The sequence below is a fragment of the Actinomadura kijaniata genome, assembly GCF_014138665.1.
GTDB classification, from domain to species: domain Bacteria; phylum Actinomycetota; class Actinomycetes; order Streptosporangiales; family Streptosporangiaceae; genus Spirillospora; species Spirillospora kijaniata.
The window spans coordinates 96263-121045 of sequence record NZ_JACJIA010000011.1 but is presented as its reverse complement, the minus strand read 5'-3'; the positions used below and the strand labels follow the sequence as shown (position 1 = coordinate 121045).

The 24783-nt window shown below is 74.0% G+C and carries 31 protein-coding genes and 1 pseudogene; 18 read left to right on the top strand and 14 right to left on the bottom strand.

The features are described from left to right. Positions 1–6 precede the first annotated feature (6 nt). On the top strand, positions 7–1191 hold the full coding sequence (locus HNR61_RS34000) for a L,D-transpeptidase (RefSeq protein ID WP_312898231.1): 1185 nt from the start codon (positions 7–9) through the stop codon (positions 1189–1191). A 9-nt stretch (positions 1192–1200) separates the two neighbouring features. On the opposite strand, the gene HNR61_RS33995 is transcribed toward HNR61_RS34000, so the two are convergent. After that, positions 1201–2718 carry an alpha/beta hydrolase gene (locus HNR61_RS33995; protein ID WP_220510129.1) on the bottom strand — a complete coding sequence of 506 codons (1518 nt, stop codon included), beginning with the start codon at positions 2716–2718 and terminating at the stop codon, positions 1201–1203. Next, on the bottom strand, positions 2715–3116 hold the full coding sequence (locus tag HNR61_RS33990; protein WP_182847433.1) for a serine hydrolase: 402 nt from the start codon (positions 3114–3116) through the stop codon (positions 2715–2717). The genes HNR61_RS33995 and HNR61_RS33990 overlap by 4 nt, the downstream gene beginning before the upstream one ends. A gap of 257 nt (positions 3117–3373) precedes the next feature. On the opposite strand from HNR61_RS33990, the gene HNR61_RS33985 reads away from it, so the two are divergent. From HNR61_RS33985 to HNR61_RS33965, 5 genes are all read left to right on the top strand, one after another. After that, positions 3374–4537 (top strand): histidine kinase, encoded by a 1164-nt coding sequence (locus tag HNR61_RS33985; protein WP_182847245.1) that lies wholly within the window; start codon positions 3374–3376, stop codon positions 4535–4537. A gap of 104 nt (positions 4538–4641) precedes the next feature. Beyond that, on the top strand, positions 4642–5313 hold the full coding sequence (locus HNR61_RS33980) for a response regulator transcription factor (protein WP_182847244.1): 672 nt from the start codon (positions 4642–4644) through the stop codon (positions 5311–5313). Positions 5314–5471: 158 nt separating this feature from the next. Continuing rightward, positions 5472–6365, top strand: coding sequence for an ABC transporter ATP-binding protein (locus HNR61_RS33975; protein ID WP_182847243.1), 894 nt, complete (start codon positions 5472–5474; stop codon positions 6363–6365). Beyond that, entirely contained in the window at positions 6362–7156 is a 795-nt protein-coding gene (locus HNR61_RS33970; protein ID WP_182847242.1) for an ABC transporter permease, read from the top strand. Before HNR61_RS33975 ends, HNR61_RS33970 begins: the two co-directional genes overlap by 4 nt. 78 nt (positions 7157–7234) lie before the next feature. Beyond that, entirely contained in the window at positions 7235–8113 is an 879-nt protein-coding gene (locus HNR61_RS33965; RefSeq protein WP_182847241.1) for an alpha/beta fold hydrolase, read from the top strand. Here the strand turns inward: HNR61_RS33965 and HNR61_RS33960 are convergent. Further along, positions 8072–9508, bottom strand: a complete 1437-nt coding sequence (locus tag HNR61_RS33960; RefSeq protein ID WP_220510126.1) for a cytochrome P450 — start codon at positions 9506–9508, stop codon at positions 8072–8074. The genes HNR61_RS33965 and HNR61_RS33960 overlap by 42 nt on opposite strands. 85 nt (positions 9509–9593) lie before the next feature. Between HNR61_RS33960 and HNR61_RS33955 the strand changes: the two genes are divergently transcribed. From HNR61_RS33955 to HNR61_RS33940, 4 genes are all read left to right on the top strand, one after another. Further along, positions 9594–10166 (top strand): TetR/AcrR family transcriptional regulator, encoded by a 573-nt coding sequence (locus tag HNR61_RS33955; RefSeq protein ID WP_182847239.1) that lies wholly within the window; start codon positions 9594–9596, stop codon positions 10164–10166. A 31-nt stretch (positions 10167–10197) separates the two neighbouring features. Next, positions 10198–10605 carry a hypothetical protein gene (locus HNR61_RS33950; RefSeq protein WP_182847238.1) on the top strand — a complete coding sequence of 136 codons (408 nt, stop codon included), beginning with the start codon at positions 10198–10200 and terminating at the stop codon, positions 10603–10605. Between the two features lie 82 nt (positions 10606–10687). Continuing rightward, the gene (locus HNR61_RS33945; protein ID WP_182847237.1) at positions 10688–11488 is read left to right on the top strand and encodes a pentapeptide repeat-containing protein; all 801 of its coding nucleotides are present in this window, start codon (positions 10688–10690) and stop codon (positions 11486–11488) included. An 8-nt stretch (positions 11489–11496) separates the two neighbouring features. Beyond that, positions 11497–12471: an ankyrin repeat domain-containing protein gene (locus HNR61_RS33940; RefSeq protein ID WP_182847236.1), complete on the top strand. Its 975-nt coding sequence runs from the start codon at positions 11497–11499 to the stop codon at positions 12469–12471. Here the strand turns inward: HNR61_RS33940 and HNR61_RS33935 are convergent. Next, positions 12446–13564, bottom strand: a complete 1119-nt coding sequence (locus tag HNR61_RS33935; RefSeq protein WP_182847235.1) for a serine hydrolase domain-containing protein — start codon at positions 13562–13564, stop codon at positions 12446–12448. The two genes, HNR61_RS33940 and HNR61_RS33935, sit on opposite strands and share 26 nt — an antisense overlap. Here HNR61_RS33935 and HNR61_RS50560 point away from each other — a divergent pair. Together HNR61_RS50560 and HNR61_RS48530 are read left to right on the top strand one after the other, a co-directional pair. Then, positions 13563–13955, top strand: a pseudogene (locus HNR61_RS50560) (hypothetical protein); the annotation flags it as partial. The gene HNR61_RS33935 and the pseudogene HNR61_RS50560 overlap by 2 nt on opposite strands. A gap of 5 nt (positions 13956–13960) precedes the next feature. Next, complete coding sequence (locus HNR61_RS48530; protein ID WP_376770293.1) at positions 13961–14263, top strand: GNAT family N-acetyltransferase; 303 nt, start codon at positions 13961–13963, stop codon at positions 14261–14263. Here HNR61_RS48530 and HNR61_RS33925 read toward each other — a convergent pair. After that, positions 14241–14864 carry a Maf family protein gene (locus HNR61_RS33925; protein WP_182847234.1) on the bottom strand — a complete coding sequence of 208 codons (624 nt, stop codon included), beginning with the start codon at positions 14862–14864 and terminating at the stop codon, positions 14241–14243. The two genes, HNR61_RS48530 and HNR61_RS33925, sit on opposite strands and share 23 nt — an antisense overlap. 49 nt (positions 14865–14913) lie before the next feature. On the opposite strand from HNR61_RS33925, the gene HNR61_RS33920 reads away from it, so the two are divergent. Then, positions 14914–15447, top strand: a complete 534-nt coding sequence (locus tag HNR61_RS33920; RefSeq protein ID WP_182847233.1) for a DUF7822 domain-containing protein — start codon at positions 14914–14916, stop codon at positions 15445–15447. On the opposite strand, the gene HNR61_RS33915 is transcribed toward HNR61_RS33920, so the two are convergent. After that, complete coding sequence (locus HNR61_RS33915) at positions 15423–16199, bottom strand: alpha/beta fold hydrolase (RefSeq protein ID WP_182847232.1); 777 nt, start codon at positions 16197–16199, stop codon at positions 15423–15425. The genes HNR61_RS33920 and HNR61_RS33915 overlap by 25 nt on opposite strands. Positions 16200–16285: 86 nt before the next feature. Between HNR61_RS33915 and HNR61_RS33910 the strand changes: the two genes are divergently transcribed. Next, the gene (locus HNR61_RS33910) at positions 16286–16681 is read left to right on the top strand and encodes a winged helix-turn-helix transcriptional regulator (RefSeq protein ID WP_182847231.1); all 396 of its coding nucleotides are present in this window, start codon (positions 16286–16288) and stop codon (positions 16679–16681) included. On the opposite strand, the gene HNR61_RS33905 is transcribed toward HNR61_RS33910, so the two are convergent. The 3 genes from HNR61_RS33905 to HNR61_RS33895 are packed head-to-tail and all read right to left on the bottom strand — an operon-like array spanning position 16665 to position 17924. Next, positions 16665–16844 (bottom strand): DUF397 domain-containing protein, encoded by a 180-nt coding sequence (locus HNR61_RS33905; protein WP_220510159.1) that lies wholly within the window; start codon positions 16842–16844, stop codon positions 16665–16667. The two genes, HNR61_RS33910 and HNR61_RS33905, sit on opposite strands and share 17 nt — an antisense overlap. A gap of 20 nt (positions 16845–16864) precedes the next feature. Further along, on the bottom strand, positions 16865–17050 hold the full coding sequence (locus HNR61_RS33900) for a DUF397 domain-containing protein (RefSeq protein WP_312898253.1): 186 nt from the start codon (positions 17048–17050) through the stop codon (positions 16865–16867). A 10-nt stretch (positions 17051–17060) separates the two neighbouring features. Beyond that, positions 17061–17924, bottom strand: coding sequence for a helix-turn-helix domain-containing protein (locus HNR61_RS33895; protein WP_182847230.1), 864 nt, complete (start codon positions 17922–17924; stop codon positions 17061–17063). Positions 17925–18086: 162 nt separating this feature from the next. On the opposite strand from HNR61_RS33895, the gene HNR61_RS33890 reads away from it, so the two are divergent. The 3 genes from HNR61_RS33890 to HNR61_RS33880 all read left to right on the top strand — a co-directional run bounded on the left by HNR61_RS33890 (position 18087) and on the right by HNR61_RS33880 (position 19372). Continuing rightward, complete coding sequence (locus HNR61_RS33890) at positions 18087–18344, top strand: hypothetical protein (RefSeq protein WP_182847229.1); 258 nt, start codon at positions 18087–18089, stop codon at positions 18342–18344. Continuing rightward, entirely contained in the window at positions 18341–18766 is a 426-nt protein-coding gene (locus HNR61_RS33885) for an ATP-binding protein (protein ID WP_182847228.1), read from the top strand. The genes HNR61_RS33890 and HNR61_RS33885 overlap by 4 nt, the downstream gene beginning before the upstream one ends. Before the next feature lie 207 nt (positions 18767–18973). Then, positions 18974–19372, top strand: coding sequence for a hypothetical protein (locus tag HNR61_RS33880; protein ID WP_067824522.1), 399 nt, complete (start codon positions 18974–18976; stop codon positions 19370–19372). A gap of 78 nt (positions 19373–19450) precedes the next feature. Here the strand turns inward: HNR61_RS33880 and HNR61_RS33875 are convergent, their stop codons facing one another. Genes HNR61_RS33875 through HNR61_RS33865 form a run of 3 tightly spaced genes read right to left on the bottom strand, consistent with a single transcriptional unit; the run spans position 19451 to position 22503 of the window. Then, entirely contained in the window at positions 19451–20377 is a 927-nt protein-coding gene (locus HNR61_RS33875; protein ID WP_182847227.1) for a zinc-binding dehydrogenase, read from the bottom strand. Continuing rightward, positions 20378–21409, bottom strand: coding sequence for an NADP-dependent oxidoreductase (locus HNR61_RS33870; protein WP_182847226.1), 1032 nt, complete (start codon positions 21407–21409; stop codon positions 20378–20380). Beyond that, a complete protein-coding gene (locus HNR61_RS33865) occupies positions 21406–22503 on the bottom strand; it encodes an alkene reductase (RefSeq protein WP_182847225.1) in 1098 nt (365 codons plus the stop codon). Before HNR61_RS33865 ends, HNR61_RS33870 begins: the two co-directional genes overlap by 4 nt. A 156-nt stretch (positions 22504–22659) precedes the next feature. On the opposite strand from HNR61_RS33865, the gene HNR61_RS33860 reads away from it, so the two are divergent. After that, positions 22660–23505, top strand: a complete 846-nt coding sequence (locus tag HNR61_RS33860; protein WP_182847224.1) for a helix-turn-helix domain-containing protein — start codon at positions 22660–22662, stop codon at positions 23503–23505. Between the two features lie 9 nt (positions 23506–23514). On the opposite strand, the gene HNR61_RS33855 is transcribed toward HNR61_RS33860, so the two are convergent. Both HNR61_RS33855 and HNR61_RS33850 read right to left on the bottom strand, forming a co-directional pair. Then, on the bottom strand, positions 23515–24006 hold the full coding sequence (locus tag HNR61_RS33855; RefSeq protein WP_182847223.1) for a hypothetical protein: 492 nt from the start codon (positions 24004–24006) through the stop codon (positions 23515–23517). Next, complete coding sequence (locus HNR61_RS33850; RefSeq protein ID WP_182847222.1) at positions 24003–24779, bottom strand: alpha/beta hydrolase fold domain-containing protein; 777 nt, start codon at positions 24777–24779, stop codon at positions 24003–24005. Before HNR61_RS33850 ends, HNR61_RS33855 begins: the two co-directional genes overlap by 4 nt. Between the last annotated feature and the right edge of the window lie 4 nt (positions 24780–24783).

The following is a 24783-nucleotide window of genomic DNA, read 5'->3' as shown; positions in this document are numbered from 1 at the left end:
GACACGGTGCTGAGGAGTCGGACGGCGACGGCGGGAGCGGCGGTCACCGGGGCGCTGACACTCGTCCTGGCCGGATGTTCGTCCGGCGGGGACGGCGGCGAAAAGGGCGGCAAGGGCGGCGACGCCAAGGCCGCGCCCCCGGTCATCACCCCGGCCAACGGGACCAGACAGGTCGCCCCGGACCGGCCCGTCACCGTCAGGAGCGACAAGGGCCGGATCACCAAGGTCACGGTGACCGGGCCCAAGGGCGACAAACCCGAGGGCGCGCTGTCCGCCGACGGCAGGTCCTGGCAGACCCGCTGGGGGCTCCAGCCGGACGCCACCTACACCGTCACCGCCCAGGGCGAGGGCGGCACCGCCACCTCGACGTTCACCACCCTGAAGGCGCGCCGCAAGCTGGAGACCGGCATGTCGCCGCTGGAGGACGAGAAGGTCGGCGTCGGCATGCCGGTCCAGCTGCTGCTGAGCCTGCCGGTCACCACCAAGCAGGCCAAGGCCGAACTGGAGAAGCGCCTTGAGGTCCGCATGTCCAGGCCGGTCCAGGGCGCCTGGTACTGGATCAGCGACAAGGAGGTGGACTTCCGCCCCAAGGACTACTGGCCCGCGGGACAGAAGGTCCAGGTCGTCGCGCGGCTGGCCGGGCTCAAGGTCGCCGAGGGCACCTACGGCGCCAAGGACCGCGTCCTGAACTTCACCGTCGGACCCCGCCACGTCACCACCATCAACGCCAAGAAGCACGAGGCGACCGTCACCGACGGCGGCAAGGTCGTGCGCCGCATGAAGGTCAGCCTGGGCAAGCCCGGCGACGACAGCTACACCGGCGTGATGATCGCCCAGGAGAAGAACCCGGCGATGGTGATGGACTCGGCCACCACCGGCAACCCCGGCGAGTACCGCACCCCCACCAAGTGGAACGTCCGCATGACCTACAGCGGCACCTTCATCCACTCGGCCCCCTGGTCGACCGGCTCGCAGGGAAGCGCCAACGTCAGCCACGGCTGCGTCAACGCCTCCCCCTCCGACGCCAAGTGGTTCTACGACTTCACCCAGCGCGGCGACGTCATCGAGGTCACCGGCACCACCCGCAAGCTGCGGTTCGGCAACGGCCCCACCCCGTGGGCCAAGTCCTGGCAGGACTGGCTGAAGGGCAGCGCGCTGGGCGCCCCCGTGACGGGGACGCCCCTGAAGTGACGCGCCGGATCACTTCTCGCAGGTGATGTTCCGGGCGGGCGTCCGGCCGGTGAGCACGTAGCGGTGCACCGCGTCGTCCACGCAGGCGTTGCCGTAGCCGATCTGGTAGGGCGCGTGGACGTCGGCGCCGCGCAGCGTGACCAGCCGCGAGCCCCGCAGCAGCCCGTGCAGGATCCGCGTGCCCTCGTAGGTGGTGCGGGTGTCGCCGGTCGCGCCGACCAGCAGCGCCCGCGCGTGCGCGCCGATCCGCGTCATCGGCTCGCGCGGCTCGACGGGCCAGAACGCGCACGGGTTGATGTTGTGCCCGATGCCCCCGAAGATCGGGGCCTCGGCGCGGTTCCGCTCGATCTCCCGCCAGTAGTACTCGGGGTCGCCGGGCGCGCCGCCGTCACCGCAGATGAGGGCCGACTGCGCGCTGCCGTACCGCGACTCGGCCCCGGTCAGCAGGAACTCCAGGTTCTCCTTCAGCGCCCCGGTGGGCGGCGCGGGGCGCCCGGCGGCGGCGCGGGCCAGCTGCGCCGCCGCGTCGGCCAGCGTGGCGCGCGCCGGGTCGCGGTCCTCCTGGAGGAGGTTCAGGAGGACGACGGGGGTCACCGTGTCGTCCACCCGGTACCTCCCGAGCCGCAGCGGCTCGCGCCCCGACTCCGCGATGGTCCTCCGCACGGTGCCCAGGACCGCGCCCCGGGTGGTGCCGAGCCCGTAGGTGCGGTGCCGCCGCGCCGCCCAGCCGGCCCAGCGCGCGAACGCCCGCTCGTTGGCGCCGACCATGCTCTTGGCCAGCAGGCCGCCCCACACGGCGGGGTCGATGCCGCTGTCCAGCACGGCCCGGTCCAGGCGGCCGGGGAACATCGTCGCGTACACCCCGCCCAGGTAGTTGCCGTAGGAGCCGCCGCTGTAGGAGATCCGGCGCTCGCCGAGCGCGGCGCGCACCACGTCCATGTCGCGGGCGACGTTGCGGGTGGAGATGTGGGGCAGCAGGTCGGCGTGGCGTTCCCCGCAGCGCCGTGCCAGGTCCCTGGCCAGCGCGGTCGCGCGGTCGAACGAGGCCCGGCCCAGCCCCGCCGAGCGGATCCACGTCGCCGTCGGCCATCCGCAGTCCACCGGGGTGCTGCGCCCGATGGAGCGCGGATCCATCCCCACCAGGTCGAACCGGGTCCCCGCCTCCTTCATCAGGCCGCGCATGTAGGGCGGCATGTCCAGCGCGGGACCGGGCCCTCCCCCGTTGAGGACCATCGTGCCGATACGGCGCTCGGTGGCCCTCAGCCGGGAGATCGCGATCGTGATGGTGCGGCCGCCGGGGTTCGCGTAGTCGAGCGGCACGGTGATGTCGGCGCAGCGCGCCCCGGCCTTGTCCAGGTCCCTGCCCACCTGGTCGTCCGGGCCCAGCGTGCACTTCTTCCAGACGACGGGCTGGTGGTGGAAGCGCTCCAGCCCGTCGGTTCGGGCCGGTCCGCCGGCGCGCGCCGGGGCCGCCGGCCCCGCCGCCGCGACACCGAAGGCCGCCAGGGTCACGATGGTCTTCTTCACGATTCCTCCCCGCACAGCGCGGTCTGCAACAGCTCCAGCTCGTCCTTGGCGGCGGCCTCGGTGGCGGTGTTCTCGTCGAACATCACCGCCGCGCGCCGCCCGTCCGGCCCGACGACCGCGAACGCGCTCCATCCGTACAGGTGGCCGCCGTGCCCGTACCATTCGCCGCCGCACCGCGGCGGCGTGCTCATCAGCCCCAGCCCGTACCGCGCGCCCGGCCAGGTCCGGTCCGGGTCGGCGCGAACGGTGCGCTTCATCTCCCCGAGCAGCCGCCCGCCCAGCAGCGCGCCGAAGAACCGGCTGACGTCGGCCGTCCCCGACACCAGCGCTCCCCCGGCCGAGGCGTTCAGCTCGGTGACGTCCCGCCAGCGCACGGCCCCGTCCCTCTCCTCCCGCAGGTAGCCGCGCGGGTGCGGCCCCCGCCACCAGGACGGCGGCGGCCGTGCCCGCCGTCATCACATGTCCGACCCTCATGCCCTGTGACGCTAGGCACCCGGGAACGCCCGCACAGTAGAGCCGCCTCCCCGATCGGACGTTCGGCCAGCCGGTGCCCCGCACGGGTGCCAGCCCCATGGACAACCCCGTCGACCAAAGTCGCACCCGCCTCGACCGGCGGTTACTCCCACCGCCCCCCGACCTGGGTAGCGTGGCATCCGTGAGTCTCCGGCGATCGGCGCACCAGTGGCTGAACGACGCGGGCGTGGCGGTCCTCGGGCTGCTGCTCGGCCTGCTCGTGCTCGCCGGGTCCCTGGAGGACTTCCCCGCCGAGGAGATCCGGGTGCCCCGCGACCTGCTGCTGGGCCTCGTCGCGGCCGTGGTCCTGCTGCTGTACCGCCGCCGCTGGCCCGTCCAGATCGCGCTGGTGCTGGCGTTCGCCCTGTTCTACTCCTCCACCGCGATGGGCGTCGGCGCGGTGGCGCTCTACAACGTCGCCTCCCAGCGCGGCTGGCGGACCTCCGTCACCCTCGGCCTGCTCAACGCGGCCCTCGTCGTCCCCCTGTTCTCGCTGATGCCCGACCAGTCCACCAAGGACTACCTGACGTCGGTCGCGGTGTTCCTGCTCGGCTACACCGTCCTGATCGTGGCCGGGATGCTGGCGCGGTCCCGGCGGCTGCTGGTGGAGTCGCTGCGCGAACGCGCCCGCCAGGCCGAGGAGGGCCAGCGGCTGCGCGTCGAGGAGGCCCGCCTGCTGGAACGCGAGCGCATCGCCCGCGAGATGCACGACGTCCTCGCCCACCGCATCTCCCTGCTGGCGGTGCACGCCGGGGCCCTGGAGTTCCACGCCGACGCCCCGGCCGACCAGCGCGCGGCCGCCGGGGTGATCCGCCGCAGCGCCTACGAGGCGATGGAGGACCTGCGCGAGGTGATCCACGTGCTGCGCGACGGCAGCCGCGCCGAGGACTCCGAACGCCCCCAGCCCGCCCTCACCGACCTGCCCGCCCTGCTGGAGGAGGCCCGCGCCGCCGGGACCCCCGTCGACCTGGACGACCGCGTCCCCGACCCCGCCGAGGTCCCCGCCCGGATCGGCCGCGACGCCTACCGCATCGTCCAGGAGGGCCTGACCAACGCCCGCAAGCACGCCCCCGGCGCGCGGGTGACGATCACCATGGACGTGCCGGGCGGCGCGGGCCTGTCCCTGGAGATCCACAACCCGATCCCGCCGGGCCCGCGCCCCCCGAAGCCGCCCGGGGCGGGCGCGGGCCTGCTCGGACTGCGCGAACGCGTCACCCTGCTCAAGGGGATGCTGGAGCACGGCGTGACCGCCGATGACCGGTTCCGGCTGTACGCCTGGCTGCCGTTCCCGGTGGAGAAGCCGTGACGTCCCGCGCCTTTACGATGTAGATCATTGCAGGTCGCGCCGGCCGTCCCCGGCGGTCGCCGCGCGTTCCTCGGGCGGGGCGCCGGGGCTCTAGAGTGGCCCGTATGGACTCACCCATCCGCGTGCTGATCGTGGACGACGACGCCCTCGTGCGCGCGGGCCTGTCGATGATGCTGGCCGGGGCCGAGGACCTGACGGTCGTCGGGGACGTCGCCGACGGCACCGAGGTGATCCCGGCGGTCAACGAGCTGCGCCCCGACGTGGTGCTGATGGACATCCGGATGCCGCGGATGGACGGCCTGGCGGCCACCGAGCGGCTGCGCGCCCGCCGCGAGCCGCCCGAGATCATCATCCTGACCACGTTCGACTCCGACGACCACATCCTGCGCGCGATGCGGGCCGGGGCCAGCGGGTTCCTGCTCAAGCACACCCCTCCCCCGGAGATCATCCGGGCGATCCGGCAGGTCGCGGCGGGCGAGCCCATGCTGTCGCCGGCGGTGATGCGCAAGATGATGAGCTATGTCGCCGACACCGGCGTGGACCCGCGCCGCGACCGCGCCCGCGCGCTGCTGGACCGGCTCAGCGAGGGCGAGCGCGCCGTGGCGGCGCTGGTCGGGCGGGGCCGCACCAACAGCGAGATCGGCAGGGAGCTGTCGCTGAGCGTGGCGACCGTCAAGGCGTACGTGTCGCGGCTGCTGACCAAGCTGGAACTCAACAACCGCGTCCAGATCGCGCTGCTGGTCCACGACGCCGGGCTCACCGAGCCCACCGAGTGACCCGGGCCGGCTGACCGGCCGGCCGGCCGGTGGGGCGGTGGGGCGGTGGGGCGTCCGCCGGAGGATGCCTTTCGGACGCCGGGAAATCGACTTCGGTCACCGTTGGTCGCGACCATCGGCCGACGCGGCGCCCCGGCCGGGGCCGCGACGCTGGACCCATGATTGAAGCCATCGGTCTGAGCAAGCGGTACGGGGACGTCCCGGCCGTGCGCGACGTGTCGTTCCGGTGCGAGCCGGGCACCGTGACGGGCTTCCTCGGCCCCAACGGGGCGGGCAAGTCCACCACCATGCGGATGATCTGCGGGCTGACGCCGCCGACCGGCGGCGCCGCGACCGTCAAGGGCGTCCCCTACCGCCGCATCGCCAACCCGGGACGGCACGTGGGCGTGCTGCTGGACGCCGCCGCCCAGCACCCGGGCCGCACCGGCCGGGAGGTGCTGACGCTGACCGCCGACCTGCTGGGGGTGGAGCGGGCGCGCGTCGGGCGGATGATGGAGACGGTCGGGCTGTCGCCGAAGGCCGCCCGGCGGCGGGTCGGGGGGTACTCGCTGGGCATGCGGCAGCGCCTCGGCATCGCGCAGGCGCTGATGGGCGACCCGAGCGTGCTGATCCTGGACGAGCCCGCCAACGGTCTGGACCCCGAGGGCATCTTCTGGATGCGGACGCTGCTGCGCGACTTCGCCGACCGGGGCGGGACGGTGCTGCTGTCGTCGCACCTGCTGCGCGAGGTGGAGGCGGTCGCCGACCGGTTCGTGGTGATCGCGGGCGGCCGGATCGCGGCGCAGGGCACCAAGGCCGAGCTGCTGACCGCGCCCGGCGGGATGGTGGCGCGCGGGCTCGACCCGGAGGCGCTGGAGGGGGCGCTGCGGCGGGCGGGGCTGGCCGCGGAGCCGGACGGCGCGGGCGCGTTCGCGGTGCGGGCGACCGCCGAGCAGGTGGGCCGCGCCGCCGCCGAGGCGGGCGTGGTGCTGCTGGAACTCCGTCAGGCCAGCGGGGGCGGCCTGGAGGAACTGTTCATGACGTTGACCTCGGGCCCGCAGGAGACGCGATGACCGCCACCACCACGACGCCGACCGCCGTCTCCGTTCCGTCGCTGGACGAGCCCGCGCGGCCGTCGCTGCCGCGGCTGGTCCGCGTCGAGATCCGCAAGATGGTCGACACCCGGTCGGGCCGCTGGCTGCTGATCCTCATCGCGCTGAGCGCCGTGGCGCTGATGCCGGTCATGCTGTTCGCGGCGCCGCGGCACGAGCAGAGCCTGACGGCGATGGTCGAGGCGGCGCAGATCGGGATCGCCCTACTGCTGCCGGTGCTGGGCATCCTGTCGGTGACCACCGAGTGGTCGCAGCGCACGTCGCTGGCGACGTTCACGCTGGTGCCCGACCGGCACCGGGTGGCCGCCGCCAAGCTGGTGGCCGGGTGGTCGCTGGCGCTGGCGCTGACGGCGGCCTCGATGCTGGTGGCGGTCGCGGGCCGCGCCGCCGGCGAGGTGCTGGACCGCTCGGGCGGGAGCTGGGAGCTGACGCCCGAGCAGCTCGGCAAGACCCTGCTGCTGGCGCTGATCGCGGTGTCGATGGGCACGGCGTTCGGGATGCTGTTCATGAACACCCCGCTGGCCATCGTCCTGTTCTTCCTGCTGCCGAACCTGTGGACCATGGTCGGCGCGATGGTGGAGAAGCTGAAGACGGCCGCCGCCTGGCTGGACACCAACAGCACCATGACGGCGATCAACGAGCCGGGCGTCACGGCCGTGGAGTGGGCGCGGCTGGCGGTGTCGCTGGCGGTGTGGCTGCTGATCCCCCTGGCGGTGGGGCTGGTGCGGCTGCACCGCCGCGAGGTGAAGTGACCGGCCCGGACCCGGCCGCCGCGCCCTGCCCGGCCGGCCGCCCGGTTTGAACTCCGGGCGACCGGCCACAGGGCGGTCATGGGATCCATCGTCGAACACCACCGCATCGAGATCGACGGGTACGGGGTCTTCTACCGTGCGGCCGGGCCGCCGGACGCGCCGGTGGTGCTGCTGCCGCACGGCTACCCCTGCTCCTCCTACCAGTTCCGCGGCCTGATGCCCGCGCTGGCCGACCGCTGGCGGCTGGTCGCGCCCGACCTCCCGGGCTTCGGTTTCAGCGACACCCCCGAGCCGTCGCGGTTCGCCTACGACTTCGACGGCTACGCCGCCTTCCTGCGCCGGTTCGCCGACGCCCTCGGGCTCGGCCGCTTCGCCCTCTACCTGCACGACTACGGCTCGCAGATCGGGCTGCGGCTGGCCATCGCCGAGCCGGACCGGATCGCGGCGCTGATCGTCCAGAACGGCGACATCTACGCGGACCAGCTCGGCCCCAAGTACGGCTACCTCCAGCGGTACTGGGAGAACCCCACGGCCGAGGGGCGGGCGCGGCTGGCCGCCGCCGTCAGCGAGGAGGGGTTCCGCGACGAGTTCCGCAACGACGTCGCCCCGCACCTGGCCGCGCGCATCAGCCCCGACCTGTGGACGCTCAACTGGGCGCTGCTGAACACCCCGCCACGGCGGGAGATCATGGTGGGGCTGATGGAGGGGCTGCGCGCCAACCTGGACTGGTTCCCCAAGTACCAGTCCTACCTGCGCGACCACCGTCCCCCGACGCTGATCGCGTGGGGGCCGCAGGACGGCTACATGCCCGAGGGCGCGGCCCGCGCCTACCTGAGGGACCTGCCGGACGCCGAGCTGCACCTGCTGGACGGCGGGCACTGGGCGCTGGAGACGAACCTGCCCGAGATCGTGGCGCTAGCGCGCGGCTTCCTCGGCCGCGTCCACGCGGTCCCGTGACCGTTCGGCGGGGACGCGGCGGGTCAGGGTGAGCCGGAAGCCCTCGGGCTTGAGGGTGAGGGTCTCGGTGATCCGCAGGTCGTAGCCGGGATCGGGGACCGGGTGGTAGCGGTGCAGCACCAGGCCGAGCGCCATCACCGCCTCGTGCAGCGCGAACTGGCGGCCGATGCAGGCGCGCTGCCCGGTCCCGAACGGCCGGTAGGCGTGCGCGGGCCGCCGCCTGGCCGCGCCGGGCGCGAACCGGTCGGGGTCGAAGCGCTCGGGGTCGGGCCAGACCGCCGGGTCCCGGTGCAGCAGCGGCAGCATCACCACCACCCAGTCGCCGCGTTCCAGGCGGTACCGGCCGCCGAGCACGGTGTCCTCGCGGGCGGCGCGGAAGTAGCCGGGCGCGGTCGGCCACAGCCGCAGCGCCTCGTCCAGCACGGCCCGCACGTACCGGAGCCGGGGGATGTCGGTGAACGCGGGCACGGGGTCGTCGCCCTGCCCCCACAGCGCGTCCACCTCGGCCTGCGCCCTGGCGAGGGCCTCGGGATGACGGGTCAGGTGGTACAGCGCGAACGACAGCGCGCCGGAGGTCGTCTCGTGGCCCGCGACCATGAACGTGATGACCTGCCGCCGGATGTTCACCGGGTCGAGCGTCCGCCCGGTCCCGGGGTGGGCGGTGCGCAGCATCAGCCCCAGCAGGTCGTCGCGGTCGGGCGTCTCGCCCCGGCGGCGGGCGTCGATCACGTCGTCGACCAGGCGGTTCATCAGGTCCATGTCGGCGCGGTTGCGGCGGGCGGACCCGGCCAGCAGCCGCCGGACCGAGACCAGCGTCGGGGACACCGACAGCTGCGCGAACCGCAGCACGCGGGTCATCGCGGTCACGAACGGGTGCGGGCGGTCGTGCTCGAAGGAGCCGAAGCGGTGGCCGAACCCGGTGCGGCCGATGGTCTCCATCGTCAGGCGGGTCATGTCGGCGGCGACGTCGACCTCGGCGCCCGCCCGCGCGGCGGCGTCCCAGGAGGCCAGCAGCTCCCGCGCCACGTCGAGCATGGTCGCGTGGTAGCCGCGCATCGCCTCGCGGGTGAACGCCGGCCGCAGGATGTCGTGGGCGAGCCGCCAGTTCGGCTCGCCGTCCTCGGCGGTGAACAGGGCGTCGCCGACCACCAGGCGCAGCGGGCGCAGGCCGAGGCCGACGTGCTTGGCGAAGCGGCGGTCGTCGTCGACCTCGGCGGCCAGGTCCGCGCCGCCGACGGTGACGATGTCGGTGCCGAGCACCCGGCGGACCGAGATCGGCCCGAGGTCGCGGACCAGCCGCAGCGAGGACTGCACGGGGCGGCGGGGGCTGAGGCCGACGACGTCGCCGAGCAGCGGCAGGCGGTGCGGCGGATGGGGGATGGCGGCGGTGTCCACGGGACCTCCGGCTTGCTGAATCGAGTTCAGTAGGCCCCACGATGCGCGCGTTACTGAACTCGTGTCAATAGGTAGGATCCAGGCCATGCGGACCCGGCTGAGCACCGAGCGGCGTCGCGCGCAGCTGCTGGCGATCGGCGCCGAGCTGTTCGCCAACCGCCCCTACGACGAGGTGTGGGTCGAGGAGGTCGCCGAGATCGCGCAGGTCTCGCGGGGGCTGCTGTACCACTACTTCCCGAGCAAGCGGGCGTTCTTCCTGGCGATCGTGGAGGCCGAGTCGGCCCGGCTGCTGGAGGCCAGCGCCCCGGATCCGGCGCTGCCGCCGGCCGAGCAGCTGCGGGCGGGCCTGGAGATCTACGTCGACTACGCCGAGCGCAACCCCGACGGGTTCCGGGTCGCGCAGCGGGCCGCCGACACCGACGCCGACATCCGCCGGGTCAAGCGGGCCCGGACCGCCGCCCAGCGCGACCGCATCCTGGCGGGCCTGGCGGCGGTGACGGAGGTCGACGACACCACGCGGATCGCGGTGAACGGGTGGCTGGCGTTCGTCACGGCGGCGATCCTGGACTGGCTGGACCACCGCAGCGTCACCCGCGAGGAGCTGCTCGACCTGTGCGCGCGGACGCTGTGGGCCGCCGTGGGGGCCGACGGTGTTTGACGTTCACCGCCGACCCTGATGACCTGGAGCGGTGAACGAGACGGTGGAGTTGCGGCTCGGTGTCTACGCGACGCCGGGCGACCGGGACCGGCTGGTCGACCGGCTCGGTTCCTGGCTGCGGGAGCGGCGGGGGGTGCGGGACTGGACCGTGGAGGTCCGGGAGGCCCATGTGCGCCTGGACGACGCGCTGACCGTCGCCGAGATGTACGAGGACCTGGTCGATCAGTGGCGGATCGAGCAGCCCGGCCGCGATCCCGGCGACCGCGCCCTGTACGAGCTGTACGCCGAGGCCGACGTCGATCCGGTGCTGCTGCCCGCCCCGGCCGACGCGCTGGGCGCCGAGCTGCCCCGCCTGGCCTGCTCGGACCTGGAGCACCCCGGCCCGTGCCCGGTCCCGTGGTCCTCGGCCTGCTGGGTGCGGGAGCCCGACGGGCGGTGACCGGCGGGCCGATGCCGCGTCCGGGGCCCGAAGCGGCCACAATGGGGGTTCCGGCCCGCCCCGTGACAGGAGACCGTTCAGTTTGTCCCGCCAGGACCTTCACGCCGACTGCTCCCGCTGCTTCGCCCTGTGCTGCGTGGCGCTCCCCTTCGCCTCCTCGGCCGACTTCGCGGTGGACAAGCCCGCCGGCAGGGCGTGCGCGAACCTGCTCGCCGACTACGGCTGCGGCATCCACGCCGACCTGCGCGGCAAGGGGTTCCAGGGCTGCACGGTCTTCGACTGCTTCGGCGCGGGGCAGAAGGTGTCCCAGCACACGTTCGGGGGGCGCTCCTGGCGGGCGGACCGGGCGACCGCGCGCCTGATGTTCGAGGTCTTCCCGGTGATGCGGCAGCTCCAGGAGTTCCTGTGGTACCTGACCGAGGTCCTGGAACGCTCCGAGGCCCGTCCCGTCCACGGTGACGCGCGCCGCGCGCGGGAGGAGGTGGAGGCGCTGACCCTCGACACCCCCGAGGCGCTGCTGAAGGCCGACGTCCCCGGCGTCCGGGCCGGGGTCAACGAGATCCTGCTGCGCGCCGGCGACCTGGTGCGTTCCGCGCTGCCCGGCCGCGCCCGGAACCACCGGGGGGCCGACCTGGTGGGCGCGCGCCTCAGGAACGCCGGGCTGCGCGGGGCGAACCTGCGCGGCGCCTGCCTGATCGCGGCCGACCTGTCGGGGGCGGACCTGCGCGACGCCGAGCTGATCGGCGCGGACCTGCGCGACACGAACCTGGCGGGCGCGGACCTGACCGGCGCGCTGTTCCTCACCCAGGCCCAGGTGAACGCGGCCCGCGGCGACGCGAAGACCCGGATCCCCGCCACGCTGACCCGGCCCGCGCACTGGTAGGGCCCAGGATGGGGCTGCGGATCGACCGGACGCGGATGGCGGAGCAGGTCCGCGCCGCGTTGACGGCCGCCTGCCCCGGGTCGCGGGCCGAGCCGACCGGGTCGCCGGCGGCGGGCGGGGGCGACCTCTACAGCGGCATCGACGTGCGGTGGGTGGTCCCCGACGAGGCGTTCACGCGGGCGGTGGCCGAGGCTCCGGACGTTCTCGGGACGGTGCAGCCGGTGGACGAGGTGCGCGCGGCCCCCGGCCCGCCCCCCGGTGACCGGTGGCTGCTGTCGGTGCGGTTCCGGGACGTGCCGTTGTTCTGGCGGCTGGACCTGGACGTGCGGGCCGCGTCGGCCGCCGACGGCCCGGACCACGGGTCCGCCGGTGCCCTGGACGACGTTCTGGACGCGGTCCGGGCGCTGGCCCGCGAACGGCCCGGGGAGGCCCGCGGCCTGCTCGACCGCGGGTTCGCCCGGCTCGGCGCCGGCGACCGCGCCACCGGGCGGTGGCTGGACGACGTCGCCCGGCTGGCGCGGGCCGCCGGCGGCGGTCCCGCGTTCACCGGACGGGTCCTCGCGCTGGCCGCCGAACGCCTCGCCGCTCCCCTGCACGCCGCGTTCTTCGAGGCGGTCGGGCGCGGGGACGCCGACGGGGCGCGTGCGCTGCTGGCGCGGGGAGCCGACGTCGAGGCGCTCGATCCTCGTTCCTGGCCGCTCGACGGGGAGACCGCGCTGATGCTCGCCGCCTCCCGCGACGACGTCGCGATGGTGCGGCTGCTGCTGGCGGAGGGCGCGGACGTCGACGCGCAGCCGCCGGCGGGGTGGACGGCCCTGATGCGCGCCTGCAACGCCGGGGCGACCGCCGCCGCGCGGGCGCTCCTCGAGGCGGGCGCGGACCCCGACCTTGAGAACGCCGAGGGCTACACGGCGTACGGCCGCACCCCGGTCGCCCGCACCGAGCTGCTGGATCTGCTCAGTCGCCGCACAGGGCGGCCGTGACGGCGGCGCGCAGGCCGTCCTTCTGGGCCTGGGTGCCGCCGGGGGCGAGGTTCACCATGACGGTGGCCTGGCGCCCGCCGGTGGTCGCCCCGGCGATGGTCGAGAAGCCGAGGATGTCGCCCGAGTGGCCCCAGTACTCGCCGCCGCAGGCCAGGGGGACGCGCATCAGGCCGAGACCGTACTCCGCGCCGCCGGGGTTGCCGGTGGGCCGGGCCTGCTTCATCGCGCGCAGCTCGGCGGGGCGCAGCAGGCGCCCGCCGACCAGGGCGGCGAAGAACCGGTTGAGGTCGGGGGCCGTGGAGATCATCTCCCCGGCGGCCCAGGCCACCGAGGGGTTGATCCGCGTGTAGTCGCGAGGCTGCTCGCCCGGCGTCGTGCGCAGGTAGCCCCTGGGGTGCGGGGCGGGGATGCCGGCGCGGTCCCCGGGGACCGAGGTGCCGCGCAGGTCCAGCGGCCGCAGCAGGCGCCTCCGGACCGCCTCGCCGTAGGGGCGGCCGGTCACCTTCTCGATGAGGAGCCCGGCGAGGACGTAGTTGGCCCCCGAGTACTTGTAGCCCTCGCCCGGCTTGAACAGGCGGGGGTGGGCGAGCGAGTACCCGAGCAGCTCGCGGGGCTCGCGGTGCTTGAGCGGGTGCTCGACGGCCTCCCCGATCCCCATGTGCTCCACGTTGTCGGGCAGGCCCGAGCGGTGCCCGAGCAGGTGCCGGACGGTGATCTCCCGTCCGTCGTTGCCGTTGCCCCGCACCAGGCCGGGCAGGTAGCGCTCGATCGGCGCGTCGAGGTCGACCCGGCCCTCGCCGACGAGCTGGAGCACCACGGTCGCGGTGAACGTCTTGGTCACGCTGCCGATCCGGAACCGGCTGCCCGGCGGCACCGGGGTGCCGCGCCGCAGGTCCCCGACGCCGCTGCGGACCTCGGTGGCGCCGGTCCGGTCCCGCACCACGGCCAGTGCCCCCGGCGTCCCGGCCTCGGCGGTCAGCCGCCGCAGCGCGTCCCGCAGCCCGGCGTGCCCGGTGTCCGCCGAGGCCGTGCCCCCGCCCGCGGCCAGCACCAGGACGAGTGCTCCGCCAACGGCCTTCGTGCTTCGCATCATGACGCCTCCCTTGGATCTTGTGGGACGTCACGTTAGGAATCCGGGACGCGGAGGCGCTTCACCCGTGAGCGTTGTCCGGCTTCTGGCACTCAGGGGCCAGGCGTCCCCGGGCGGACGGGTCCGGCCGGCCAAAATGGGAAGCTCGGCGGCCTCGGGGAGTGCCAGGCTACGCGGCATGAACGTTCGTCTGGTGCCCTGGTCGGAACCCGCGCTCGATCTCCTGAGGCGGACCAACACCCCGGAGATGCGCCGCTGGGTCGGCGGCCCCGAGTCGGAGGAGGAGCTGCTCGCCCGGCATCGCCGCCACCTCGCCATGACGGAGGCGGGCGACGGCCGCGTGTTCGCCGTCCTGCTCGACGACGAGATGGTCGGCAGCATCAACTACCACCGGCACGACTGGCGGGGCGAGCAGATCTACGAGACCGGCTGGAGGTCCTGCCGCCCTACCAGGGGCGCGGCGTCGCCGCTGCGGCCGGTGCCGCCCTGGTCGACGTCGTGCGGGAAGCCGCCCGCCGCCCCGGCGCGCCCCGCACGCTGCACGCGTTCCCCTCGGCCCGGAACGCCCCCTCGAACGCGCTCTGCCGCCGCCTCGGCTTCACCCTGTCAGGCCCCTGCGACTTCGAGTACCCCAGGGGCAGCGGCACGCTGATGCGCAGCAACGCCTGGGTCCTCGACCTCACCGGCCCGGCCCGCCGGTGAGGTCGAGGACCCAGGCGTTCCAGAGGCTCGCCACGCTCACGCCCAGTTCGGTGAACAGGCGGCGGAGGATCGACAGGGACAGGCCCTGCACGTTGGTGGGGTCGCCGTCGATGCCCTCCACGAACCAGCCACCCCTGTGGGAGCTCTTGAACGCCCCGGCCACCGCCAGTGGCTCGCCGGTCTTCACGTACTCGGCGATCTCCTCGTCCGACAGCTTCGCGAAGCGCACGGTCGTGGTGCCCAGCGCGGTGACGGTCCGGCCCGCCGCGACGTCGATCACGCAGTGGCCGGTGTGGAAGGCGGCTTCCCTGCCGGAGATGCGCCGCCAGACCTCGACGGCGGTCTGCGGGTCGCCCGGCTTGCCGTAGACGGTCCCGTCGAGCTCCAGGACCGAGTCGCCGCCGATGACGAAGCCCTCGGTCACGCCGCGCGCCACCGCCGACGCCTTCGCCTCGGCCAGCCGCAGCGCGAGCCGCGACGGAGTCTCGCCCGGCAGTGGCGTCTCGTCGACGTCGCTCGGCATCACCACGGGCTCCACGCCCGCGCGCCGCAGGATGTCCAGGCGCGACGGGGAGCCCGACGCGAGAACGACCTTCGTCATGTTCCGCCCTTCCACGATCTTGTCGGCGCGCGCTGTTATGGTCGCGGCCGTGGCCAATCGTTCCTACCTCTACTCCGCCGACGGGCTGCCCACCGAGCAGAGCAACCCGAAGCCGATCCGGTGCGTCTCCGAGCACAACTGGAGCATCCCGCTCGCCCACAAGATATTGGTCGGACGCGGCACCGCCGTCGTCCCGTCCATGATCTGGAACCCGCGCATCGGCATCGCCGGGGACTACGACGCCGGGGCCGAACTGCTGACCGACCTGCTGCGGGTGGTGGGCCAGGGACTTCCGGACGGAGACTTCGCCGAGTGCGTCGCCAGGACCACCGCGCACCTGGACAAGCAGCGCGCGAAGTACTTCCTGCTGGAGACCGGCGAGATGATCTCGCTCGGGGACGAGGACCCCGAGGAGGCGGTGCGCGGCCTGGTCGAGTACGACATCCCCGCTGAGGTGGCCCGGGCGGAGGCGGCCATCGCCGGGGACGACGACGCCTGGCTCGCCTCCGTCCGCACCGGGTGGCAGGACCACTTCGCGTCGTTCTACAGCGACTGGCTCTACTTCTCCTTCCCCGAGGACTGAGGGGCGTCCAGGAAGGGCCGGACCCGGCGCAGCACGTCGGCGGCCCGGTCCCAGCCGCCCTGGTGGTCGGCGTCGGGCACGGAGAAGAAGGCGGTGCCGGTGCGTTCGGCGAACGTCCGCATCGGCTCGTGCCAGGGGTCGGCCGTGCCCGCGTACATCAGCGTCGGAACGCCGGAGGCCGCCAGCTCGGCGTGCAGGCCGGGTTCGCGGGAGAACGCCGCGTAGTTCGCGCGCAGGGCCTCGGGGTCGCCGTTCTCGATGACCGCAGCCTGGGCGGGGTCGGCGGCGGCCCCCCGCTCCATCAGCGGGTAGGGGTCGGTGTCGGCGGGCAGGCCGAGGTGGTCGAGGGTCGGGCCGACCGCCGAGCGGAAGCCGTCGAGGGGGTCGAAGGCGCCCGCGACCAGGCGGGTGAGGCGTTCGGGCGCGTGCGCCGCGACCGCGTAGCCGGTCAGGGCGCCCAGCGAGTACCCCCAGAACGCGGCCCGGCCGATCCCGAGGTCGTCGAGCACGGCGACGACGTACGCGGCCCGGCGTTCCAGCGCGTACGCCGCCGGGTCACGAGGGGCGTCACTCGCTCCCAGCCCGAGCGGGTCCACCGTGACGACGGTGTGCGCGGCCGCCAGCGGAGCGGTGTAACCGGCGCGGTCCCAGTGCGCGCCGATCTGGAACATGCCGGGGTGCAGGAGCAGCGGGGGCCCCTCCCCCGCCACCTCGTAGGCGATTTTGAATCCGTTGCTGCGCGCGACGGGCATGCCGAACCTCTCTGTCCAGGAACGTTACGACTTGTAACGGGCCCCATCCTGAGCCATGATCGAAAACTCCGGAAGGAGGCACTTTCTTGTCGCAACGGAACACCGCCGTAACGGACCAGGTCACGGACTGCCCGATCCGCGAGGTGCTGGCCCTGATCGGTGACAAGTGGAGCGCGCAGGTGCTCGTCGAGCTGGGCGACGGCCCCCGCCGCTTCACCCAGCTGGAGCGCGCGATCGAGGGCGTCAGCCGCCGCATGCTGACGTTGAGCCTGCGCAACCTGGAACGCAACGGCCTGGTCACCCGGACCGTGCACCCCGACTCCCCGCCCCGCGTGGAGTACGCGACCACGGCGCTGGTGGAGGAGATCCGCGAGCCCCTGGAGGCGCTGTCCGCCTGGGCCCGCCGCGCGGCCCCCGCCATCACGGAGGCCCGCCACGCCTACGACACGCGCCGGGAGGAGCCCGTCACCCCTCGCGCTTGACCATGGAGAGAAGCCCACGCCACCCGGCCGGGGAGAGAACGAGCACCGGCCCGAACAGATCCTTGGAGTCCCGCGCGGCGATCCCCTCGGCGTTCACCAAGACGGCGACCTCCACACAGTCCGTACCCGCTTGCGCACTGCGGCTGCTCTTCCGCCAGCGCATCTCAGGGCTCGACAGCGCGCTCATTTCCCGGACACCAGCCGCTCGACCAACCCGCGCCAGTCGGCAGCCGAGAAAGCGAGGACCAGTCCGGACGGATCTTTGGAGTCGCGCGCGGCAACCCCTCGGGCGTTCATCAGAGCCGCGACCTCCACACACTCCGTGCCCGCGCCCGAACTGTGGCTGCTCTTCCGCCACAAGCCCCTCATGCTCTGCCATTCATGCATAGCTGGACGCTATCCGCTCGATCAACGCCACGGAGTCCGCTTGCGGCAAAGCCAGTTCCCTCAGGCTGTCGAACGCTGAACGGTAGTGGCCGATGTTCTCGGCATCATCGATGTACTGACTCATCGTGAGACTGTGCACTGTCACGACTTGAAGCTCGTTCCGCCCAACTCCCACGTCCAGGATCGAGAACGCTCCGTTCGTCCCCGGATGCATGCCAGCCTTGAACGGCAGCACCCGAAGGTCAATGTTCGGCGCGGCGGCTGCCCCTAGCAGGCGATCCAGTTGAGCCCGCATGACAACGGGACCCCCTACTTCCAGATGCAGCGCCCCCTCACCGAGCACCACAGCCAAGTGGGGCGGCCTAGCGCAGCGGAGAACGCGCTGACGACGCATCCGAAAGTCGACCTCAAGCTCACAGTCGAGGGACGGGCTAAGCCGTTCGACATAACACTTGATGATCGTCCTGGCGTATTCCTCTTGAAGAAGGCCGTGAACCAACTGCGGCTCAAAGGCGCTGATGCGTGACGCGTCGCCCTCCAGCGACGCGTAGTCGACGGCGTTGGGATCGAGTCGTTCCTCGAAACCCCTCCACCAGCCGTCGCGGCGGCCCTTGTCGGCCAGGTCGAGGAGTTGGGCGCGGAGTCTGTCGTCGGTGACGCCGTAGCCGTCGAGGATCTGCGCGAGGTCGCGGGGGCGGATGGCGCGGCGGCCGTTCTCGTACTCGCTCAGTGACGCCTGGGAGCGGCCCAGCAGCCGCGCCGCGCTCTCCTGCGTCAACTCCCGCTCCTCGCGGATGCGCCGTAGCTCGATCCCGATCCTTCGCCGCCGGTAGAGTCCGCGCCCCTCTGTGGACATCTCTTCACTGTCGTCACGCTCCGTCGTCGCGGCAACCTGTTCCGCGAAGGCCGATAAATCGGCGTTCGATTCATCGACGGCCGATCCATCGGGGATCCGTGCGATGCGTTGCGACGGTCACGGTGTGCGACGACGCTGGCGGGGACGGTGAGGAGGTCGGTGATGGGGCCCAGTGAGGCGCGGTTCGCGTTGTTCGTTCGGCTGATGTGGGAGATGCGGGCGGTTCCGGCGACGACCGTGATGGTGTTCCCGCACAACGCCGAGCCCGTGCTGTTCGTGCCCTGCCGGGCCGGGCACCGGGAGCCCGTTCTCGCGGTGCGGCGGCGCGGGTGCTGGCGGTTGGTCTGGCGGGGCGTGGAGCTGGAGGCCGACCGCCTGGAGCTGGTGGCGCGGCGGATCGCGACGGAGGCGGCGGCGTGAACGGGGCGCTGCTGGCGGTGCTGACGCTGCCGGGCGTCGAACGGTCGGCGCCGCTCGCGCGGAGTTTCCTGCGCGACACCCTCGTCCCCGGCCATCTCACCGAGCGTGACGAGACGCTGGACGACATGGCGCTGGTGGTGGACGAGCTGGTGGGCAACGCGATCCGGCACGCCGCCTCCGGGCAGGGCGGCAAGGTCACGATCGCCCTGTCCCGGGAGGCCGGGACGTTCCGGGTGGAGGTCACCGACGACGGCGCGGGCGGGGCGCGGCCGGCACCGCATCCCCGTCCCGAAGGGGAGAGCGGGCGGGGCCTGCACATCGTCGCCGCGCTCGCCTCCCGCTGGGGGCACCACGCCGACGGGCCCCGCACGCTGGTGTGGGCGGAGTTCCCGTCCCGCCGTCCGGGCGCAAGGCCGCAGTAGCCCGGGGCGACGGCGGACGCGCACCCGTTCCCACCTGCTTCTTTCGCCCTACCGCGTGCGGTACTTGCGGATGTGACGCTACGTGATCAACTCCACCTGAAGTACGGAAAATTCTCATTCTGCGTGACGATGTATGTGCGGACGGTGATTTCTACGCTCGGTTACGAGTGGCGGTCGAACGAGCACCACGTCGAGAAGGGGAACACCATGCCTTTCAGTAAGCGAACGGCCCTCAAGGCGGGCGTCGTCGGCCTGGCCGCCGGTGCCTGCCTGGGCGTCACCACGGGTGGCGCTCTGGCGGCGGCCCCGGCGGACACGGCCGACAAGGCGGCCCGTACCTGTCACGTCCGTCCCGACGGCAAGCTGTTCTGCGAGAACAAACGCGACGCCAACCTGTTCGAGCACCCCAACAGCACCAGCCGGGTCGTCGACACCCTCAAGACCAGTCCCAGCGTCTTCGCCTGCTACAGGCGCGGGGAGTGGCACCACGGAGGCAACGACGTCTGGTACTACACCAACGGCGACGTCACCAAGAGGTGGGGTTACATCCCGGCCGTGCACCTCTACACCACCACCGACCCGCCGGCCGGTATGAGGGCGTGCTGACCTGACCGGTCACGACGTCAGAACCCTGGGGGCTCCGAGGCGCATCGCCTCGGAGCCCTTCCGTCGCCGCGCTGGGCGTCAGGCGTGGTGTTCGGGCAGGTCGAGCACGACCTTGCCGGGGACCCGGCGGGCGAGAAGGGCCTCGGCCGCCTCCGACACCTCCTCCCAGGGGCCGCGCCAGCCGATCTGCGGGTCGAGCCGTCCCGCGCGCAGCAGCCCGACCAGGTGGTCCAGGTCGGGGCCGAAGGGCCCGGCGACGTTGAAGTTCTCGATCCGCCCCCGCGCGGTCCGGGTGCGGGCGGTCTCGAAGTCGATGAGCGTCGGGCGCCGGGACGCCATCCCGATCGCCTGGACCACCCCGTCGTCCTCCAGCCGCATGAACGCCTCGGCCAGCAGGTCGCCGCCGACGTTGTCGAGCACCCCGTACACCGGCGCGGACAGCCCCTCGACGCCCACGGTCACCTCGGCCGCGCCCAGGTCCGTCAGCCCCACCGCGCGGGCGGGGTCGCCGACCGAGGCCACGACGTGGGCGCCCGCCAGGGCGGCCAGTTGCACGGCGAAGCGCCCGACTCCCCCGGACGCGCCGGTGACCAGCACGCGCCGCCCGATCACCGAGCCCAGCCGGCGCAGGGCCTGCAGGGCGGTCACCCCGGCGACCGGCAGCGCGCTCGCGGCGCCGAGGTCCACCTCCTCCGGGACCACCGCCAGGTCGGCGGTGCCGGCGGCGCGCAGCTCGGCCCACGCGCCGCTCCAGCCGAAGGACACCACCCGGGTGCCCACCGGCGGACCGGACCCGTCGGCGGCGGCCTGGACGACGTGCCCGGCCGCGTCCCAGCCGGGGACGAACCCCGGCGGCGCGTCCGCCGGGCGGAAGGCGATCTCGCCGAAGTTCAGGGAGACGGCGGCGACCCGCACCAGCGCCTGGGAGGGGCCCGGCCGCGGGTCGGGCGCGGTGCCGAGGCGGAGCCGCAGCGGGGCGGCGGCGTCGTGGATCAGGGCTTGCATCTAGGGTCCCTCCTGGAGGTGGACGAGCATCTTGCCGATGTTGGCGCCGCGGAGCACGCCGAGGAGCGCCGCCGGGGCCTGGGACAGCCCCTCCACCACGGTCTGGGCGGTGCGCAGCGAGCCGTCGGCGAGCCAGGCCGCCGCCCGTTCGGTCCACTCGGGGAGCAACGGGAGGTAGGAGTCGACCAGCAGGCCGCGCAGCGTCAGCTCCCGGCCGTAGGCGGTGTAGAGGTTGCGAGGGCCGGGGACCGGCCCGGTCGCGTTGTACTGCGAGATGGCGCCCACCAGGGCGAACCTCGCCCCGGTCCGGGCCGAGGCGATGGCGGCCTCCAGATGGTCGCCGCCGACGTTGTCCAGGTAGACGTCGATGCCCTCGGGCGCCGCCCGGGCGAGCTGCCCGGCGATCGGCCCGGCGTCGCGGTCGAGGGCGACGTCGAACCCGAAGTCCTCCACCAGCCGGGCGGCCTTCTCCGGCCCCCGCGCCGAGCCGATGACCTTGACGGCGCCGTACCGGCGGGCGAGCTGCCCGGCCACGCTGCCGACCGCGCCCGCCGCCGCCGAGACGTAGACCGTGTCGCCGTGCCGTACCGGGGCCACCCGGGTCAACGCGGCGTAGGCGGTCAGTCCCGTGGTGCCCAGCGGACCCAGGTAGGCGGGCGGCGGCGCCAGGGCGGTGTCCACGACGGTGGCCTCGGACGCGTCGAGCACGGCGTAGTCGCGCCAGCCGAGGAAGTGCGAGACGGTCGTGCCGGGCGGGACCGCCTCGGCGCGGGAGGCGACCACCTCCCCGACCGCGCCGCCGTCCATCGCGGCGCCGAGCGCGAAGGGCGGGATGTAGGAGGGTGCGTCGTTCATGCGGCCGCGCATGTACGGGTCGACCGACATCCAGGTGTTGCGCACCAGGATCTGGCCCTCGCCGGGTTCGGGGACCTCCCGCTCGACCAGGGCGAACTGGTCCAGGCGCGGTTCGCCGTGGGGACGGGCGCGGAGATGGACCTCCCGGCCGAGCCGGGCAGGGGCCCGCGCGGTCACGGCCGGGCCTCGGCCGGCCGCGGGTCGTCCAGCGTCGCGTAGTCGGTGTAGCCGCGGTGGTCGCCGCCGTAGAAGGTGTCGGGGTCGGGCTCGTTGTACGGCCCGCCCGCGCGGATCCGGGCGTCCAGGTCGGGGTTGGCCAGCCACATGGTGCCGAGCGCGACCGCGTCGGCGACCCCCTCGGCCAGCGCCTCCCGGCCGGTCTCGGGCGTCGCGGGGAACGAGTCGGCGGTGGGGTGCGGGCACAGCACCAGCCCGCCCGGCCACTCCCGGCGGATCATCCGGGTCACGTCGCGGGTGAGGATCTCGAAGACGTGCAGGTACGCCAGGGGCGTCGGCGCCAGCGCGCGGACGAGCGCGCGGTACAGCTCCGGGGTGTCGCCCTCGGCCATGCCGTTGAAGGTGATGCCCGGGGAGATCCGCAGGCCGACCCGCTCGGGGCCGACGGCCTGGGCCACGGCCGCCACGACCTCCTCGGTCAGCCGGATCCGCCCGGCGACCGAGCCGCCGTAGCCGTCGGTGCGGCGGTTGGTGGAGTCGGCCAGGAACTGGTGCAGCAGGAACCCGTTGGCGGCGTGCAGCTCCACCCCGTCGAAGCCGGCCTCGACCGCGTTCCGGGCGGCGGTGACGAAGTCGTCGATCGTGGCGGCGATGTCGGCGGTGGTCATCTCCTTCGGCACCGGGTGCTCCAGCAGCCCGTCGGGGGTGAACAGCCGCTCGCCGGAGGGGATCGGCGAGGGGGCCAGGGGCAGGGCGTGGTCGCCGTACAGGCTCGGGTGGCCGATCCGGCCGCAGTGCACGAGCTGCGCGACGATCCGGCCCCCGGCGGCGTGGACCGCGTCGGTCACCGTCCGCCACGCCCCGACCTGCCGGGCGGTGTGCAGCCCGGGCGTCTGGATGTAGCCCTGGCCGATCTCGCTGACCTGGACGGCCTCGGTGATGATCAGCCCGGCGGAGGCCCGCTGCGCGTAGTACGCCGCGGTGGACCGGTCCACCAGCCCGCCGTACGCCCGGCTGCGCGTCATCGGGGCCATCACCAGCCGGTGGGGCAGCTCCAGCTTGCCCAGGGTCAGCGGCTCGAAGAAGTCGTTCACGGATGCGTCCGTTCCTCGTTGGAAGGGGTACGCGCCCAGCCTGCTGTCCGGCGGCGCCGCTACCCAGAGGCCGGTTCCGGCTATCCAGTCGTTGACCAGTCAGCGACGGGGCGGGCGGGCTCCGCCGCGCGCGGTCCTCCCCCATAAGCTCGCCGGATGGATGTGCGTGCCGAACTGAGCCAGTTCCTGAAGTCGCGCCGGGCCCGGCTGCGCCCGGAGGACGTCGGGCTGGTCCGCTACGGTGAGCGGCGCCGGGTGCCGGGGCTGCGCCGGGAGGAGCTGGCGCAGCTCGCGGGGATCAGCATCACCCACTACACCCGCCTGGAGCAGGGCCAGCGCCAGCACGTGTCGGCCCAGACCCTGGACGCGATCGCCGACGCGCTCCGCCTCACCGGCGACGAGCGCGCCCACCTGCACCACCTGGTCCGCCCCGCCCGGCCGGGCGGGGCCGCCGGGTCCCCGGCCGTCCGGGAGGGGGTGCGCGACCTGCTGGACTCCCTGGAGATCGTCCCCGCCGTGGTGACCGGCCACCGCACCGAGCTGCTGGCCTGGAACCCCCTGATCTCCGCGCTGGTGGGGGGCATCGAGAGGCTGCCCCCGGAGCGGCGCACCATGTCCCACTGGGTGTTCTTCGACGAGGACGCCCGCCGGGTGCTGGGCGACACCTGGGAGGAGCACGCCCGCAACAACGTCGCCTTCCTCCGCACGGCCGCGGTCCGGCGCCCCGGGGACGAGCGGCTGCGCGGGCACCTCGCGGTGATGCGCGTCCAGAGCCGGGAGTTCGAGGACCTCTGGCGGGAGCACGAGGTGCGGGAGTGGAGCAGCGGGGAGATGCGGATCCACCACCCTCTGGTCGGCCCCCTCGAACTCCGCATCGAGCGCCTCCACTTCCCCGCCGATCCCGACGTCAGCGGGATCGACATGTGGCCGGCCCGTTCCGGTTCCCCGTCCCAGGCCGCCCTTCGCCGCCTGGCCGCCCGCCTCCGGCGCCCGGACTCCTGAGGAGGTTCGTCACCCGGCCCGCGGTGCGCTGGCGGGGATGACGCGGTAGTCGCGGAGGAAGACGAGGTTGTGGGCGTCGGCGGCGGCGATGGCGCGCAGCGTGGGCAGTTCGGCGGCGGCCTGGTCGGGGGTGAAGACGTTCAGCGGCCAGTCGCCGACGGTGCCGCCGCGCAGGTGCGGGTGGTGGAACCCCGCGCCGTAGAAGGCGTGCAGGGTGATCGGCGGGATCCCCGCGCGCCGCTGCCGGGGCCAGGACAGCGTCCAGCGGGCGTGCAGGCCGCCGTCGGGGTCCCGCCGGACGCCGGTGGCCTCGATCCGGCCCCCGCCCAGCAGCAGCTCGGCGTCGGCCTCGGCCAGCGCGCGGCGGGCGTGCGGGTCCAGCAGCGCGACCGCCCGGTGGAACAGCGCCTCCTTGTCGGCGCGGCCGCGGGCGTGGTCGCCGTGGGTGCCGTCGCGCAGGTCGGCGAAGTGGCGCAGGAGCGCGTCGTGAACGGTGGTCATCGGGGGTCCTCCAGTCCGGTGTAGGCGGCGGCGAGGCGGCGCCGGAAGAGGGGGCTGGTCAGGAACGCGCCGTGGCCGAGGCCGGGCAGCTCCGCCAGCCGGACCGCGACGCCGTCGCGCCGCAGCCGGTCGGCGTGGGCGCGGGTGTCGTCGGCGACGGGGTCGGCGTCGCCGACGGCGATCGCGGCCGGGGGCGCGCCGCGCAGGTCGGCGGCCTCCAGCGGGGTGCTGTAGAGCCGTCCGGGCCATCCGCCGGGGCCGCGGTGGTCGGCCCAGGCGGCGCGCAGCACGGCCGGGGTGGGGAACGCGGCGGGCTCGCGGCGGTAGGAGGCGGCGCGGCAGGCCGGGTCGATGGGCGGATAGGCCAGGACCTGGGCGGCGAGCCGGACGCCCCGGTCGCGCGCCACCAGCGCGGCGGTCGCGGCCAGGGTCGCTCCGGCGCTGTCGCCGCCGACGGCCACCGGCAGGGCGGTCCGGGCCCGCGCCCAGTCCACGGCCGCCAGCACGTCCAGCAGGGCGGCCGGGTGGCGGTGGGCGGGGGCGAGCCGGTAGTCCAGGCTGACGACGACGGCGTCGGCGGCCAGTGCCAGGTCGGCGACGGGGCCGTGCCAGGCGGCGGCCGAGCCGGTGCGCCAGCTCCCGCCGTGCGCCCACACCAGCCACCGCCCGGGGGCGGCGGGCCGGTGGACCCGGGCGGGAACGATCCCGTCGGCGCCGGGAACGGCGGCCTGGTGCCAGGTGAGCCGGGCCGGTGTGGTGCGCGTGGCGGACATGGTG